Genomic DNA, 15875 nt, shown 5'->3' with positions numbered 1-15875 from the left:
ATATACTTAATAATTAAGTTATCACAACTAAAACAAAAAAATTAAATGTTTATGATTAAGTTACTATATTACACAAGTGAGGTGAAAACGATATGTTAAGTGACTTATTGAACAAGGACACCATTCAAATTGATGATGAGGCCGATATGAACTGGGAAGAGGCTATTTACAAAGCTGCTATTCCACTTTTGAAAAATAAGAGCATTGAAAACAAGTATGTGGATGCCATGATTGATTCGGTAAGAAAAAATGGACCCTATATAAATATAGGAGAGGGAATTGCAATGGCACATTCCCGCCCTGAAAATGGTGTAAACAAAATTGCAATTTCTCTTTTAAAAACAGATCCAGCTGTCAACTTAGTGAATGATGAACACAAAGTAAAATTATGGTTTGTATTATCGGCTGTAGACAACAATAGTCATTTAAAAGTAATTCAGCAGCTTGCAGAATTACTTGGAAATAAACAAGTAATTAAAAATATGATGTCTGTAAAAAGCGTTGAAAAACTAGCAGATATTATCAAATTATATTGATTATTATAAATATTTTATAAACAGCCATAACAAGGGGCAATTGAGTACCTTGTAAGATTGATATTAAAAGGAGAGATAAATTATGAAAATTATTGCAGTATGTCAGAGTGGACTTGGAAGTAGTTTCATGGTTCAGATGAATATTCAACAGGTACTTAAAGATGAAGGAGTAAATTCTGATACAATACAGCTTGAACACAGTGATGTAGGAAGTGTCACATCGGATTCAGCAGATTACTTTTTCGTTGAATCAACACTTACGGAAGCTTTAAGAGGTATTCCTGAGGTCAAGCTTGTGCCTTTAAAAAGCCTGATAGATAAGGAGGAAATCAAACAACACGTTAATAAAATTCTTGATAAGGAAAATATAAGCCATTCCTAAATAAAATCTATTGAGAGGTGGGTTTAAAAATGAAATCTTTATTAAACTTATTTGTATCTATTGCAACGCAACCAGCTATTTTGGTTGCCTTGATTGCAATGATAGGCCTTATACTTCAGAAGAAGAAGACAACGGAAATCGTCCAAGGTACAATTAAGACTTTTGCTGGTTTTTTAGTTTTAATTGGAGGTGCGGGTATTTTAAGTAATTCTTTGGCTCCTTTTGCTACAATGTTCAAATTTGCACTTCATGTACAAGGAGTTGTTCCTAGCAATGAAGCAGTGGTTGCAATTGCTCTTATAAAATATGGAACCACAACAGCACTTATTATGTTAATTGGAATGATTGTTAATATTATATTAGCTCGATTTACAAGATTTAAATATATTTTTCTAACTGGTCAAGCAATGTTGTATGTTTCCTGCTTAACTGCAGTTATCCTTGTAAGTGCAAATATGGGAACTGGCATTGAGACTATTTTGCTTGGAGGATTATTTGAAGGAACTCTATTGACTATTACACCTGCATTATGCCAGCCTTTTATGCGTAAAATTACAGGCAGTGATTCTGTTGCAATGGGTCACACCGGAAATATAGGATATGCAGTTTCAGGGTTGATTGGCAAGCTTTTTGGAAACATTAAACATAATACTGAGGAGTTGAATATTCCCAAAAGTTTGAGCTTTTTAAGAGATTCCACAGTCTCAATTACTTTGCTTATGTCAGTTGTTTATATTGCACTTGCAATTATTGCCGGACCAAGTTTTGTTGAAAGTAAACTTAGTTCGGGAAACAATTTCATAGTATACGCTCTTGTTCAGGCTGGAACTTTTGCTGCTGGATTTATTGTAGTTCTTCAAGGTGTACGTATGATTTTAGGAGAAATTGTACCTGCTTTTCAAGGTATTGCCCAAAAACTTGTTCCAGATTCAAAACCTGCATTGGATGTACCAATTGTATTTCCTTATGCACCAAATGCGGTTTTAATTGGTTTCTTTGTAAGCTTTATTGTAGGAACTCTAAGTATGTTTGCAATGATTGCCATAAAGACAACAGTTATTATTCCAGGAGTGGTTGGACATTTTTTCTGCGGTGCAGCAGCTAGTGTTTATGGAAATTCAACTGGAGGAAGACGTGGAGCTATATTGGGATCAGTGGTTAATGGATTGATAATAAGCTGGCTGCCACTTTTTATACTTCCGGTTCTTGGAGGCTTGAAACTTGCAGCATCTACATTTGCAGATACGGATTATCTGATACCAGGAATAATACTAGGAAAAGTTGGAACCTATGGACAATCAGCACTTATTTTTGCTATTATTGGATTTACAGTTATAGTTGTATTCTTAAGTTTTATACTAAATTCCAGGAGCAAAAAACAGATTACAGAAGATTAGAAATTTACTTGCCTCCGTGAATTTATATACGGAGGCTTTGATGCAGCTTGAAAAGAGGTGTATTTTATGATTCGTTTTAGTCATACAAGACATGGAGATGAACTCCTGAATTTACTTATAAGTGCTGATAGATATTTATCTCTTCAGGAACTGCAGGAACATCTTAAGTTGTCCCGCAGGAGTGTTTTCTATGTCCTTAAAAAAGTAAATGAGGAATTTAAGAAGAAAGGTCTTGATTCTATTCAGAGAATAGGAGGTGTAGGATATTATCTGACTCCTGAAAATATTGAGTATTTAAGTAAGAACAGGTATTTTTCGAATTTCTTATTAAAACCTTTATTTAGCCGGATGGAAAGAGAGCAGTTTATTATATGGAAGCTTATAAATAGTGAAAGAGTTTCACTGAGTACAATTACATCTACATCAAATATTTCTAAAAATACTGCAATAAGTGACTTGAAAAATATAGACAGGGAATTAAAAAAGTACGGGCTGAAATTAACTAAATCTAAATCTGGAAGGAAAATTGAGGGCTCTGAAATAGATCAGAGAAATTGGGTATATGAACAGTTGAGCAAACATAATTCTCTTGTTTACAGTCAGCTATCAAATGATCCAAGTAAACTGTCACAGATAAATAGTTATCTTCATAATCTAGAAAAAATAACAGGTAACTATTTGACAGATGATGCACTTATGATTATAAGCACCTTCATACTATGGTACCTGAATCGTATTAATAGAAATAAACAAAAATTATTGAAGGATGTTTTGGAAAATGATATTGTGGATGATAGTGCTGCATTGAAATGCACCAAGGAGTTTTTATATAAAAGAGGGATTATAAATGAAGCTGAGACAAGATATTTAGTTAAAATGATAAATTCAAGCCAATTTTCTAAGATAAATCAAGCAGATATTACAATCAGAAAACTGATACCTATTACTAGGGCAATAGTTGACAGATTCAATCATGCAGCAGGAGTTTCCATTCCAACTAAAAATCTTGAAATTTCACTAACTACTCATCTGCTTTCAACATATAACAGGGTGAAGTACAATATTCCATATAAGCATCCAAATCTAAAACAAATAGAGATTGAATATAATAGATTATTTAGTCTTACAAGATATTCTGTAAGATATTTTGAAGAATTTATATCTAGATTACTAAGCGACGATGAAATAGCACTTATTGCGCTTTATTTTGGAAGTGAACTTAGAAAACTTGATGAAAAGACTTTGACAGACGAAAAACCAGACGTAATTGTAGTATGTTCTAGTGGAATTGGTACATCAATAGCTTTAGAACAGCAGCTTAAGAGTAGATATCCTTCAATTAAGTTTTCTTCCCCTATGAGTGTTTTGAAGTATGAAAGCAGCTCACTTTCAGGGGTAAAACTAGTCATAAGTACTATAGACTTGCATGAGAGAAAACAAATACCTGTAATTCAGGTTTCAGCCATTCCAAATGTACTGGAATGGAATAGTATTACTCAGTATCTTGATAAAGCAGGATTAAATACAGGTCAGAGGTCACAAGTTAATACTGAAAGTCTGCTTGACATAATTAGTAATTATGCACGAATTGAAGACGTAACCGGTCTTAAAAATTCATTGGATAATTATTTCGGCAAGTTGAAAAGCGGAGAAAAGCCAATAGGAGAAAATAGTATAGAACTCAAAGATTTGATACTTGATTCACATATTACAATATGTGAGGAAAAGCTTACATGGGATAAAGCTATTGAAATAACCTATAAACCTCTTTTAAGACAAAATATTGTAAAGTATAGATATATTAAAGAAATCATAAATTTAACTAAAATTCATGGACCTTATATGGTACTTGGAAAGGGAATTATGCTTGCACATGCAAAGCCAGGTGATGGTGTAAATTCTATTGGAATATGTTTAACATTATTAAAGCATGCAGTAAATATACCGTCTCTTAAAAGTAATAAAATAGCCAAAGTCAATCTTATTGTAGGACTTGCCCCAGTTGATTCTATGAGTCATCTTACGGCATTGTCACAATTGATGAATAAAATTCAAGATGATGGGTGGCTTGATTCTGTTTATAAATGTAATAATAACAGGCAATTAAAAGATTTGATATTAAGTTAAAAAATAAAAGGCAATAAAGTTATTTTGCATTTTACTTCATATTTCACAATTAAAAATTTTCCTTATAGTCTTATAACATTTATAAATCATAAGGTATTTTTTATATTGCTATATAGCTAAACTGTATAATCTGCAGCAAAAAATTGGGGGACATTATGAATAGAGATAAAAATTTACCCTTGACTGAGAACACATATTAAGTTCTATTATCATTATTACAACCTGCCCATGGTTATCTTATTATGCAAAAAGTGGAGGAACTCAGTAATCATCAGGTTAAAATAGCAGCAGGAACGCTTTATGGTGCAATTGAGAATCTGCTCAAACGTAAATTGATAAAACCCGTTAAAGGTGATGACAAAGCTGAAATAATATATAGTAAAAAACTATCAGTTAATTCAGTATAATATTATAAAATCTCATAAAAATATATTTATATATTATCAACTGTTGAATTATGTATATAAATTGTATATAATTAAATAAAACAATTGAAGAGCAAAAATTATATATTTATAACAGTGTCATGTTAACCACTTTAAATACTATTTAAGGTGGTTTTTATTTTTTGCCTTTTTACCTGGGAGGAATCAAGATGAAATCCATATTACTAAAAAACATAAGTCACATATTTACTTTCAATGACAGAGATGAAATATTCAATCAATCCGATATACTGATAAGTGGTTCTAAAATTATTCATATAGGTAACAATATTAAAACAAGCGAAGATACTGAAATTATAGACTGTTCAGGTCTTGCAGCATTGCCTGGATTTGTAAATACTCACCATCATTTGTATCAAACTCTTTTCAGAGGTATAAGTGAAGTTCAGGAAAAACCTCTTTTCCCATGGCTTGTTGGTCTATATGAATTTTGGAAGAATATAACGCCTGAAGCTGTTTACTATGGAGCTCTAGTGGGATTCAGCGAGCTGCTTCGTACAGGATGTACTCTGACTTCTGATCACCATTATTTATTTCCAAAAGATCAACCTGAAAATTTGATTGATTATGAAATTAAGGCAGCAGAAAAGATAGGTATCAGATTTCATGCTACAAGAGGATCCATGTCACTTGGGCGTGATCAGGGAGGGTTGCCTCCAATGTCAGTTGTTGAAACAGAAGATCAGATTTTAGAAGATAGTGAAAGGCTTATAGACAAATATCATGATCCAGATGAGTTTTCAATGCTTAGAATAGCACTGGCACCTTGTTCACCATTTTCTGTAACTAAAGAATTGATGCTTTCAACCAGAGATCTTGCTAGAAAAAGAGGAGTAATGATGCATACTCATCTTGCGGAAACAAAGGATGAAGAAAGATTCTGCATGGACAAGTTTGGACGAAGGCCCTATGAGTTGATGGAGGATTTGGAATGGATTGGACCTGATGTATGGTTTGCTCATGGAATACACCTCAACGAAAGGGAGATAAACTCTCTTCAGGGTTCAGGCATAGCTCACTGTCCATCTTCAAACATGAAACTAAACAGTGGAATTTGCAGAACTAGTGAAATAGCAAAGGCAGGTGGAAAGCTGAGTATAGCAGTAGATGGAAGTGCCAGCAATGATGGATCAAATATGTGGGAAGAAGTAAGACGAGCCTATCTGTTAAATCATCTCAAATATGGCTCAGAAGGTTTAAGTGCCTATGAAATTTTGAAAACTGCCACACGTGGAGGGGCAGATGTACTTGGGAGACAGGACACAGGAAGACTGGATATAGGAAAAGCGGCAGATATAATTTTACTGGATCTTAATGGAATTGAATATGCAGGATGTCATGATCCGCTTGTATCCATAGTGTGTCTTGGAAACTCCAGTTTAACAAAAATGACTATGATAAATGGAAAAATCGTAGTAAAAGATGGTAGAGTTTTAACACTGGATTCCATCGAAACTGCTAAAAATGCGCATAAAATTGCATCTGATATTGTTCAGAAACATAGAAAGCAACATGACTAGAGTAGATTTCATACTCTAGTCAAATATATCTTATAAAAAATTAATTCATAACTATCCAGCTGTCATTGATGAAGGCTTGAGCAGTTTATGATATTACTAAGGTATCCTGTTTAATCATCTGTTTGGCAGCAGCAATGTCTGTTAGAAATGTTCCTTTGAAATTTATAGAGAAGATTTTATCTATGTCATCTGGAGTTGTTTCGATAGCAGATTTTACAATAATAATAATATGTACTCTGCTTACAGCTTCCATAGTTTCTGTAAGTGGTGTTATAGGATTTGTAGGACTGATTATTCCACACATTTCCCGTACATTTGTAGGCTCAAAACATAGTAGGCTGATGCCTGTATCGATTTTACTCGGCGGAATATTTTTAATATGGGCGGATGTTTGTGCAAGAGTAGTTGTGTCACCGGAAGAATTGCCTATAGGTGTTGTGACTGCATTTATAGGAGCTCCTTTCTTTTTATGGCTTTTGAAAAAAAGCAGTTATTCATTTGGAGGAGGGAGATAATGAAACTTAAAGTTCATAACTTATTTTATAAAATTTTCGGTAAAGATATATTAAAAGATATAAACATTGAAATAGAAAAAGGTGATTTTGTAGGTCTTATTGGTCCGAATGGATGCGGAAAATCCACATTATTAAAGAATATCTATAGGGTTTACAGACCTTATAGAGGAACTGTTTTTATTGATGATTGTAATCTAAATAAGCTCACCAGTAAAGAAACAGCCAGGAAGATGGCAGTTATGGTTCAGGAAAATAATGTGGAATTTGATGTGAAGGTTTTGGATATGGTTATTTTGGGGAGATATGCACATAAGAAACTTTTTGAGAATAATTCAAAGTATGATTTGGATATAGCACGGATATCGTTAAAAGAAGTTGGATTGTCAAATTATGAAAATAGAAATTTTTTCAGTTTGTCTGGTGGAGAAAAACAAAGAGTTCTAATTGCTAGAGCTCTTACCCAGAAAGCTGAATTCATAATACTGGATGAACCAACCAATTACCTTGATATACGCTGTCAGTTTCAAATAATGGATATACTGAAAAATCAAAAAATTACTGTCTTTTCATCTATACATGATTTGAATATAGCGGCACTTTATTGTAATAAAATATTTGTTATGAAGGAAGGAAAGATAATAGATTACGGGAGTTCGGAAGAAGTTATAACGGAGAATATGATAAAAACTGTTTTTGGTGTGAATGCAAAAGTTGAAATCAGTTCCTATATTGGAAGAGTAAATGTTACCTATACATCCAACATAAATGTATAAATAGAAAATTAAAATAGAGAATATGATCTTTTAATTGTAAAAATCATATTCTCTTTATTTTATAGCTCACTTCTTTTTAAATTTAATATTCCAAACCAACAAAATATTGTTAAAAACACCGCACAACTTATTAAAGTTTCTACTATGTTACCTGACGTAAGTGCATTTTGTGGATGGCTTGAATTCATAGCAAAGGAAAGTAGAGAAAATGGGAAGAATACACCATATCCTTTAGCCAGCATTAGAAGGCCAAAAATTCCTCCTGCAAAGGCAACTCCAACTGGTGCTGCAAAGTTTTTAACAATAATTGAAATACAAAGTTGAAGAGCCGATATAACAATGGAAGCTATCCATCCTAGAATCAACCATAAAAATATATCATGAGGTATTCCTGTATTTATACCCGTGAATTTTCCTGAAATCAAATAGAGTATACCCATAAAAACTTGAGTTATAAAGGTTAGACCAGATGCTGCAGAAAGTTTACCTAGAAATATATATGAAATACTTACAGGCTGGGTCATTACTAAATTCCAATTGTGGTTTAAATGTTCCAATCTACAAATATAAGAGCAGTATATACCTATCAGGCAAGGTAGAAAAAAATATGCATAAAACAGACACAGCTGGGTCCATAAGTCATACCATTTGTCCTTGAGTATGCTTGCATTTTGAACGTAATTAAAACTTCCCATGAAAGCTGCCAATACAGGAACAATAATTACAGCTAGCCATATCATGGATCTGTTGAGCTTTTTCCACTCTGTAACAAATACTTTTATAAACATAGGATTATACCTCTTTTCTCTCAAAAATAAATTTTCCTGCTAAAAACAATATTACAGATGAAATGCATATTACAAAAAGTCCACATAAATCAAGTGAAGTATACTCTACCTTAAAGCTTTTGGTTTTTAAATCAGTAATTGGATTTATTGTACTGAGTATATTGTAATATGACCAAAGAAAAAATCTTTGAATGATTCTTGGAAAAAACATGGCAAACAGTCCCGTAAAACTTTCTATCAAGCCTGTAATCAAGGCTATCATCTGGTTTGAAACAAGAATGGAAATCCCAAGTTGAATCGTAAAAATACATAAATTGACAATCAATGTCATAATAAAAAATACTAATATATGATGCACAGGAAGTACATCCTTGAATTTAATTATAAAACTTATGAATATCATTACTGAAGTCTGTGCAAGTGCCATAAAAATCAAGTAAATACTGCCGCACAGAAATTTTGCTGTATATAATTTGCCTGGATATACAATTGTATTCATAAACTTAAATGTGCAGCCTTTATGTTCCATATCCGACATTCTAGATGCTATAATGGCAATTATAACTGGCATCATAAGACAGTTGAGTGAACCCATCTGATAGAGCATATATTTCCACATTCCTGCCGACCCATGAAGTCCAGTGTAGGACATCATTGATTTTATGCTCCATAAAAATTGAACAATAATCAGAGCAAATGGTAAAGTCCATATTTTTTTGTGCTTCAGTTTGAAGAATTCGAGACAGAATAAATTTTTCATAGACTCACCGACTTTCCTGTTAGTTCCAAGAATATATCTTCCAAACTTTTCTTGTGCTCTTCAATTCTAACAGTTCCTATATTGTTTTTTGAAAGAATATAATTGTAATGGGCAATTTCAGAATCACTTAATTTGGGTAGTACAATATAATCTCCATTTAGCTTACAGTTCATACCAGATTTAAGTATGATTTCCTTTGCTGCAGCATTGTTCAATGTCTTAATAAGTATTCTTTCCTGACTGTGGGAATGAAGATTTTCAAGACTATTTTGAAACACAAGCTCACCGTTTCTTATAATACCAACATCTGTGGCCATCTGATCTATTTCACTTAAAATATGACTGGAGACTACAATTGTCATTCCATATTGTTTTGGCAGTAAACATATAAGTTCTCTCATTTCCTGAATACCTGCAGGATCAAGTCCGTTTGTAGGCTCGTCAAGAATAAGAAGTTTTGGATTTCCAATAAGTGCACAGGCAATTCCAAGCCTCTGTTTCATACCAAGAGAATATTGCGATACCTTTTTATTCCTTTGATTTTCAAGTCGAACTATATTTAAAACTTCATCTATTCTATTTTTAGAAACACCTCTCAATGTTTGGACAATTTCAAGGTTTTCTTCACCAGTTAGATGACCATAATAAGAGGGTGATTCAATAAGAGATCCGACCTCTTTTAATATGCTTAGACGATTTTTATAATTTATTTTTTTATTAAATACAGAAATATTTCCTGAGGTTGGATTTACAAGTCCTAAAATCATCTTTAAAGTTGTAGACTTTCCTGCCCCATTAGGTCCTAGAAACCCATATATGGAACCTTCTTTTACAACCATGTCCAAATCTTTAACTCTCATAGTTTCTCCATATTGTTTGGAAACACCTTTTGTTATAATAATATTTGTCATTAAAACAACTCCTCTTGTAAAGTATAGAGTAAGTATAAAATAGCTACCTTACATAGAGCTGAATAAAACCTTACAATAACCTTAAACTTTTAATTTACAATTATAAATTGTTTTATTTTAAGATATAATAATTTTAGGTGATATATATGAAAGATATTTATGATGGAAAACTTTTAATTGTAGATGATGAAGTTGAATTATTGGACATGATAAAAGAAATACTTTTTAAAGCTGGATTTTCCAGGATCTATACTGCTTTATCCTGCAGTGATGCAGAAAAACAATTTTATAAAGTAAATCCAGATTGTATTATACTGGATGTTATGCTGCCTGATGGTGATGGATTTGGACTTTTTAAAAAGTTTAGAGAAAAATCACAGATTCCGGTTCTGTTTCTATCAGCGAGGGATGAAGATGAAAATAGACTTTTAGGTTTGGGTCTTGGTGCAGATGATTATATACCCAAGCCTTTTTTGCCGCGAGAGCTTATACTTCGATTGTCTGCAGTTTTAAGAAGGACGTATTTTCCAATTGTTTTAAATAGCATAAAAAAACCAATATTTTATCTTGGAGAGCGTAAAATTGATTTTAATAGTGGCACTGTTGTATATAACAACAAACAAGTTTCCTTGACTGCCAAGGAATATGTACTTCTTGAAAAACTTTATGAAAACAGAGGAAATATTGTAACAGGAGATAGTTTATGCAGGACAGCCTGGAATGACAGACTATATGGTTATGAAAACACATTGATGGTTCATATAAGGAGGTTAAGGGAAAAAATAGAGAAGGACCCGTCTAATCCTGTACATATAATAACTGCAAGAGGATTAGGATATAAACTTTCAAAGGAGAAATAAAATTGAAGAATGTCTTTAAAATAGTTACAAGATTTGTAATTGGAACAGTTGTAATTGCACTGATTCTTGTAATTTTCAACGCTGCATTTTTGACTATACTTATATTCCAAACTCCCCAAAGTTATAAGAGCAGAAGCAAAATTGTTACAATATCAAAGGATTTGAAATTACAAAATGGTAAATATGTATTGGGGCGTAAGGGAGAGAAAGCTATGAATTCCCAATACAAATGGGGAATGCTTCTAGATGACAGGGGGAAAGTAATATGGAGCAAAAATATGCCTAAAGACATATCAAAACAGTATAGTATTTCAGAAGTTTCATCTTTCTCTAAATGGTATTTGAAAGACTATCCTGTTGATACATGGAATCATCCTTCAGGACTGCTTGTAATAGGAAATGAAAGAAATTCTTATTGGAAATACAGTGTGCAATTTACCAGCAAATTTATTGGTGATATTCCTAAACATATGGTAGAAATTCTTATTCTAAATATATTGTTTGCATTTTTGCTTGCAGTGTTTTTGGGAGTATTACTGTATCGATCTTTAAGTCCTGTTGCAAAAGGTATTGAGAATATAGTTCAAAAAAAACCGGTTCAACTTCCATGCTCAGGTATACTTGGAAATCTATCAAGTGCAATAAACAAGACGTCTAGAGAGGTTCAATTGCAGCGTATTGCTTTAAAGAAGAGGGATGATGCACGTACAAATTGGATTGCAGGAGTATCTCATGATATTAGGACTCCTCTGTCAATGGTTATGGGATATGCAAGTCAGATTCAGGAAAGCGCCGAACTTCCAATGGAAGTTAGAGACAAAGCTGAAATTATACAGCGCCAGAGTATAAAAATAAAACAATTTGTAAGTGATCTGAACCTTGTATCAAAACTGGAGTATGACATGCAGCCTCTTAATCTTGTGAAAATTTTTCCAGAAGAGCTAATACGTGAAATAGCTGCAGATTTTCTAAATAATGATCTGGAAGATAAATACAATATAGATTTGATTATATCATCTGAATGTGGAAATCATATGATATTGGGTGATTATACCCTATTGAAACGTGCAATTTCAAATTTAATACAAAATAGTATAAATCATAACCCAGGTGGATGTAATATTTTAATCAAAGTTTACATGGAAAAGCTAAAATTTATAATTGAAGTGAAGGATAATGGTACGGGAATTGAAAAAGAACGATTGAGTAACTTTTATAAAGGATTTCAATATGATAATGGACATGGAATGGGACTTTTGATTGTAAATCAGATAATAAAAGTCCATAAAGGAAATCTCAATATTACAAGTGAAATTGAAAGAGGAGTTTCCTGTAATATAGAACTTCCAGCAATAAATAGCTGAGTTATATTAAATACTGGATGTGCATTAATAAAAATTACACATCCAGTATATTTATTAAAGCCCTAACTTTGTTATAGTATAACTTCTGACAGCTGAATTCAGCATATCCTGCCAGCATGAAAAATCACTAGCTTCTTTTACGTGTGTATCCATTTTTTCATCTGGTATGGCTTTAAAATCATCTATGGAATTTACAGTGAAGTTACCGGATTTCAGGAATTCATTAAAACTGGAAAATTTAGTATGATCTTTCATGAAAGCGATATTAAATAGATCTTTATAATGGACAGAATTATTTTTTTCAAGTTGTGACAAATGCTTTTTAATTAGTTCCAACCCCATAATTTTAAATTCAAGTTTCACGATTTGACTCCTTTATAATATTTATATTATCTATATTATACCATTGAATAAACCTTCTTTGCCAGATATAAATAAAAAATCAAAAAAGCACTGATATCACAGAAAAGTATAAGTACAGCCATTGGCACATAAGTATGATTGCCTCCCATTCCTACTAATGGGGAAAGCAATCCACCAATTAGATTCATTCCAAGGCCTAATATTGCAGAGGCACTTCCTGCAGATTTTTTCTGATTCTGCATTGCAAGGGAAAAGCCAGAGGTATTGACTACTCCAACCATTGATACGATAAAGAACAGGGGAATAGTTACAAATAACATATGCCTTGGTAAAAACAAGCTTGTAAATAGCGCTATACTTCCTAGTGCCGCAATGGTTACACCTATTTGAAGAAGTAAATTTTCACTTGATTTTAAGGCCAGTTTACCGGTGATTTGTGACATTAAAACTATGCCCAAGCCATTTATTGCAAAGACAATGCTGAATTGTTGAGGAGATAATCCAAATATATTTTGCAATATGAAAGAAGAACCTGAAATATAACAGAACATTGCTCCCATAACAAGGCCCTGTATCAAGGCATAACTTATAAATACCCTGTCTTTGATCAATGTTTTGAGTATGGTTAGGGTATGTTCAGATTTAATATTGGATAAGTTATCAGTTGACAAGGTTTCTTTAAAAAATATCAGTGTAAATACAAACAATAGCGTACCAATAATACCTAAAACAACAAATACACCTTTCCATGTTGTGAATTTTAATATGATGCCGCCAAAGATTGGAGATAGTATGGGAAATACACCATTTACCGCCATAAGAAGTGAAAAGAACTTTGTTAAAGCTTTTCCATCATATAAATCCCTGGCAATTGCTCTTGATATTACAAGTCCCGCTGCACCAGATAATCCCTGTATAAATCTCAGAAAAATCAGTACCCATATTGAAGTAATAAATGAGCATGCAAATGAAATGATTGTAAAAGTTATCAGTCCTAATAGCAATGGCTTTTTTCGACCATGTTTGTCGCTGTAGGGGCCAATCAATAGTTGTCCTAATGCAAGGCCTATTAAGCATGTTGTAATACTCATCTGTGTAAAAGAAGCATTGGTATTAAGTTCTCTTTCAATTAATGGAAGAGAGGGCAAATACATATCCATGGAAAGTGGACCAAAAGCACTTAGAGTGCCAAGTAATAATATAAGTAATTTAGATGATTTCTCTTTCAAGTAATTTTCCTCCTAAGTAAAAATATAAATAAAATTCTACAAGTAAGATGATAGCATAAAACATGCTAAAACTACAGATTGATTTCTGGTTTTAATAATCAGTAATGTATTGTATAATTATTTATAAATAGAAAATTATACTAAGTTAAGTTATTTTCTATCATACACTACAATGGGAGATGGTTTTATGAATTTTAAACTGACAGAGGCACAGAAATCGATTAAAGATACTGTTCGAAAATTTGCTGAGACTAAGATTGAGCCGATTTCTTTTCAGCTAGATGAAAAAAGTATATTTCCAGAGGACATAGTAAAGGAAATGACACAGATGTCTATTATGGGACTTCCTTATCCAGCAGAATATGGAGGAGCAGGCAAGGATGTACTGAGTTATATTATTGCAGTAGAGGAATTGTCAAGAATAGATGCCGGTGTTGGCGTTATTTTATCAGCTCACGTATCACTGGGATCATGGCCTATTATGGAATTTGGAACGGAAGAGCAAAAAAGAAAATACCTTGTTCCCCTTGCATCTGGAAAGAAAATTGGAGCATTTGGATTAACTGAAGCTAATGCTGGAAGTGATGCTGGTGAAACAGAAACTACAGCTGTTTTGGAAGGTGCTCACTATATTCTAAATGGTTCTAAAGTATTTATTACAAATGCAGATTATGCTGATACTTATGTAATATTTGCAGTTACAACACCTGGCATAGGAACAAAGGGAATTAGTGCTTTTATTGTAGAAAAAGGATGGGAAGGATTTACTTTTGGCACACACTACAATAAAATGGGTATTCGTTCTTCTGCTACTGCTGAATTGCTTTTTAATAATGTAAAAGTTCCAAAAGAAAACCTTTTGGGAAAAGAAGGACAGGGATTTAAGATTGCCATGAAGACACTTGAAGGAGGAAGAATTGGTATTGCTTCCCAGGCATTGGGTATAGCACAGGGTGCTTATGAAAAGGCACTGAAATATTCCAAAGAAAGAATTCAATTTGGCAAACCAATTTCAAGACAGCAGGACATAGCTTTCAAACTTGCTGAAATGGCTACTAAAATTAGAGCGGCACGATTTATGGTATATAGTGCAGCACAGATGAAAGAAGAACATGAATCCTATGGTAAAGAATCTGCCATGGCCAAGCTGTATGCTTCTGATATATGTCTGGAAGTTGTAAATGATGCAGTTCAGATCTTTGGTGGTTCTGGATATATTAAGGGATTCCCTGTAGAACGTATGTATCGTGATGCTAAAATTTGCACAATATATGAGGGAACAAATGAAATTCAAAAATTGGTTATTTCAAATGCAATAATTGGAAGACCAAAGAAAACTCCAAGTACAGCACCAAGTAAACCAGAATCACATAAGCTGGCATCGGCATCAATAACTGGAAATCGTAAAAAAATAATTATAAAAGAAGGTTCACCAGAAGAAAGGGTAGCTGCCTTTTTGAAATATCTTGAATCTGAAAACATAGAAGTAAAAACTGGTTTCAATGAAGAAGTTTACGGAAGTATAGGTGAAGCTGATAGAGTATGCAGTATAGGAAGAGGACTGAAGTCAAAAGATGATTTGCCTATAATAGTAGATTTGACCAAAAACATAGGGGCACAACTTGGTTGTTCCAGACCTGTTGCAGAAGAAAAAAATTGGCTGCCTCTTGATAGATTCGTAGGAGTATCTGGCAGGAAATTTAAAGGAGCATTTTATCTTGCAATTGGAATATCCGGGCAGGTTCAACATCTTGGTGGAATTAAAAATGCTAAGATTATAGCTGCAATTAATATTGATGAAAAAGCTCCAATATTTGCACAAGCAGACTATGGTATCGTAGGCGATCTCTATGAGATTGTACCAATTTTAACTAAAGCTTTAAAAAAATAAATTAAAAAATGTA

Annotated in this window: 15 protein-coding genes and 1 pseudogene; 11 read left to right on the top strand and 5 right to left on the bottom strand. The window is 32.9% G+C overall.

The window, feature by feature from the left end; genetic code table 11:
• Nucleotides 1-92 precede the first annotated feature (92 nt).
• From J418_RS0100420 to J418_RS0100385, 8 genes and pseudogenes are all read left to right on the top strand, one after another.
• The gene (locus J418_RS0100420) at nucleotides 93-536 is read left to right on the top strand and encodes a PTS sugar transporter subunit IIA (RefSeq protein ID WP_017752194.1); all 444 of its coding nucleotides are present in this window, start codon (nucleotides 93-95) and stop codon (nucleotides 534-536) included.
• Between the two features lie 82 nt (nucleotides 537-618).
• Entirely contained in the window at nucleotides 619-918 is a 300-nt protein-coding gene (locus tag J418_RS0100415; RefSeq protein WP_017894546.1) for a PTS sugar transporter subunit IIB, read from the top strand.
• A 29-nt stretch (nucleotides 919-947) separates the two neighbouring features.
• Nucleotides 948-2315, top strand: a complete 1368-nt coding sequence (locus J418_RS0100410; protein WP_017894545.1) for a PTS ascorbate transporter subunit IIC — start codon at nucleotides 948-950, stop codon at nucleotides 2313-2315.
• A 66-nt stretch (nucleotides 2316-2381) separates the two neighbouring features.
• A complete protein-coding gene (locus J418_RS0100405; RefSeq protein ID WP_017894544.1) occupies nucleotides 2382-4442 on the top strand; it encodes a BglG family transcription antiterminator in 2061 nt (686 codons plus the stop codon).
• A gap of 155 nt (nucleotides 4443-4597) precedes the next feature.
• Nucleotides 4598-4819, top strand: a pseudogene (locus tag J418_RS16735) (PadR family transcriptional regulator); the annotation flags it as partial.
• A gap of 218 nt (nucleotides 4820-5037) precedes the next feature.
• Nucleotides 5038-6408 (top strand): 8-oxoguanine deaminase, encoded by a 1371-nt coding sequence (locus tag J418_RS0100395; protein ID WP_017752200.1) that lies wholly within the window; start codon nucleotides 5038-5040, stop codon nucleotides 6406-6408.
• A gap of 92 nt (nucleotides 6409-6500) precedes the next feature.
• Nucleotides 6501-6923 (top strand): FecCD family ABC transporter permease, encoded by a 423-nt coding sequence (locus tag J418_RS0100390; protein ID WP_341349067.1) that lies wholly within the window; start codon nucleotides 6501-6503, stop codon nucleotides 6921-6923.
• The gene (locus J418_RS0100385; RefSeq protein WP_017894541.1) at nucleotides 6923-7696 is read left to right on the top strand and encodes an ABC transporter ATP-binding protein; all 774 of its coding nucleotides are present in this window, start codon (nucleotides 6923-6925) and stop codon (nucleotides 7694-7696) included. The genes J418_RS0100390 and J418_RS0100385 overlap by 1 nt, the downstream gene beginning before the upstream one ends.
• Before the next feature lie 59 nt (nucleotides 7697-7755).
• Here the strand turns inward: J418_RS0100385 and J418_RS0100380 are convergent, their stop codons facing one another.
• From J418_RS0100380 to J418_RS0100370, 3 genes are read right to left on the bottom strand one after another with little or no spacing between them, the layout of a single operon-like run.
• Nucleotides 7756-8484, bottom strand: a complete 729-nt coding sequence (locus J418_RS0100380) for an ABC transporter permease (RefSeq protein WP_020381119.1) — start codon at nucleotides 8482-8484, stop codon at nucleotides 7756-7758.
• 4 nt (nucleotides 8485-8488) lie between these two features.
• The gene (locus tag J418_RS0100375; RefSeq protein WP_080629765.1) at nucleotides 8489-9244 is read right to left on the bottom strand and encodes an ABC transporter permease; all 756 of its coding nucleotides are present in this window, start codon (nucleotides 9242-9244) and stop codon (nucleotides 8489-8491) included.
• Nucleotides 9241-10155: an ABC transporter ATP-binding protein gene (locus J418_RS0100370; RefSeq protein ID WP_017894538.1), complete on the bottom strand. Its 915-nt coding sequence runs from the start codon at nucleotides 10153-10155 to the stop codon at nucleotides 9241-9243. The genes J418_RS0100375 and J418_RS0100370 overlap by 4 nt, the downstream gene beginning before the upstream one ends.
• A 146-nt stretch (nucleotides 10156-10301) precedes the next feature.
• On the opposite strand from J418_RS0100370, the gene J418_RS0100365 reads away from it, so the two are divergent.
• Both J418_RS0100365 and J418_RS0100360 read left to right on the top strand, forming a co-directional pair.
• Nucleotides 10302-11015: a response regulator transcription factor gene (locus J418_RS0100365; protein ID WP_017894537.1), complete on the top strand. Its 714-nt coding sequence runs from the start codon at nucleotides 10302-10304 to the stop codon at nucleotides 11013-11015.
• Between the two features lie 2 nt (nucleotides 11016-11017).
• Nucleotides 11018-12379: a sensor histidine kinase gene (locus tag J418_RS0100360; RefSeq protein ID WP_017894536.1), complete on the top strand. Its 1362-nt coding sequence runs from the start codon at nucleotides 11018-11020 to the stop codon at nucleotides 12377-12379.
• A gap of 54 nt (nucleotides 12380-12433) precedes the next feature.
• Here J418_RS0100360 and J418_RS0100355 read toward each other — a convergent pair whose 3' ends face one another.
• Both J418_RS0100355 and J418_RS0100350 read right to left on the bottom strand, forming a co-directional pair.
• A complete protein-coding gene (locus J418_RS0100355) occupies nucleotides 12434-12742 on the bottom strand; it encodes a hypothetical protein (protein WP_017752202.1) in 309 nt (102 codons plus the stop codon).
• 35 nt (nucleotides 12743-12777) lie between these two features.
• Nucleotides 12778-13971: a multidrug effflux MFS transporter gene (locus J418_RS0100350; RefSeq protein ID WP_017894535.1), complete on the bottom strand. Its 1194-nt coding sequence runs from the start codon at nucleotides 13969-13971 to the stop codon at nucleotides 12778-12780.
• Nucleotides 13972-14158: 187 nt separating this feature from the next.
• On the opposite strand from J418_RS0100350, the gene J418_RS15370 reads away from it, so the two are divergent.
• A complete protein-coding gene (locus tag J418_RS15370; protein WP_017894534.1) occupies nucleotides 14159-15862 on the top strand; it encodes an acyl-CoA dehydrogenase family protein in 1704 nt (567 codons plus the stop codon).
• The last annotated feature ends 13 nt before the right edge of the window (nucleotides 15863-15875 follow it).

The sequence above is a fragment of the Clostridium tyrobutyricum DSM 2637 = ATCC 25755 = JCM 11008 genome (assembly GCF_000359585.1).
Taxonomy (GTDB): Bacteria; Bacillota; Clostridia; order Clostridiales; family Clostridiaceae; genus Clostridium_B; species Clostridium_B tyrobutyricum.
The sequence above is the reverse complement of the archived record's forward strand: the minus strand, read 5'-3'. Positions and strand labels throughout refer to the sequence as shown.

Coding starts and splice junctions, on each gene's coding strand:
- J418_RS0100420 (WP_017752194.1), top strand. CDS start 93: ATGTTAAGTGACTTATTGAACAAGGACACCATTCAAATTGATGATGAG.
- J418_RS0100415 (WP_017894546.1), top strand. CDS start 619: ATGAAAATTATTGCAGTATGTCAGAGTGGACTTGGAAGTAGTTTCATG.
- J418_RS0100410 (WP_017894545.1), top strand. CDS start 948: ATGAAATCTTTATTAAACTTATTTGTATCTATTGCAACGCAACCAGCT.
- J418_RS0100405 (WP_017894544.1), top strand. CDS start 2,382: ATGATTCGTTTTAGTCATACAAGACATGGAGATGAACTCCTGAATTTA.
- J418_RS0100395 (WP_017752200.1), top strand. CDS start 5,038: ATGAAATCCATATTACTAAAAAACATAAGTCACATATTTACTTTCAAT.
- J418_RS0100385 (WP_017894541.1), top strand. CDS start 6,923: ATGAAACTTAAAGTTCATAACTTATTTTATAAAATTTTCGGTAAAGAT.
- J418_RS0100380 (WP_020381119.1), bottom strand. CDS start 8,484: ATGTTTATAAAAGTATTTGTTACAGAGTGGAAAAAGCTCAACAGATCC.
- J418_RS0100375 (WP_080629765.1), bottom strand. CDS start 9,244: ATGAAAAATTTATTCTGTCTCGAATTCTTCAAACTGAAGCACAAAAAA.
- J418_RS0100370 (WP_017894538.1), bottom strand. CDS start 10,155: ATGACAAATATTATTATAACAAAAGGTGTTTCCAAACAATATGGAGAA.
- J418_RS0100365 (WP_017894537.1), top strand. CDS start 10,302: ATGAAAGATATTTATGATGGAAAACTTTTAATTGTAGATGATGAAGTT.
- J418_RS15370 (WP_017894534.1), top strand. CDS start 14,159: ATGAATTTTAAACTGACAGAGGCACAGAAATCGATTAAAGATACTGTT.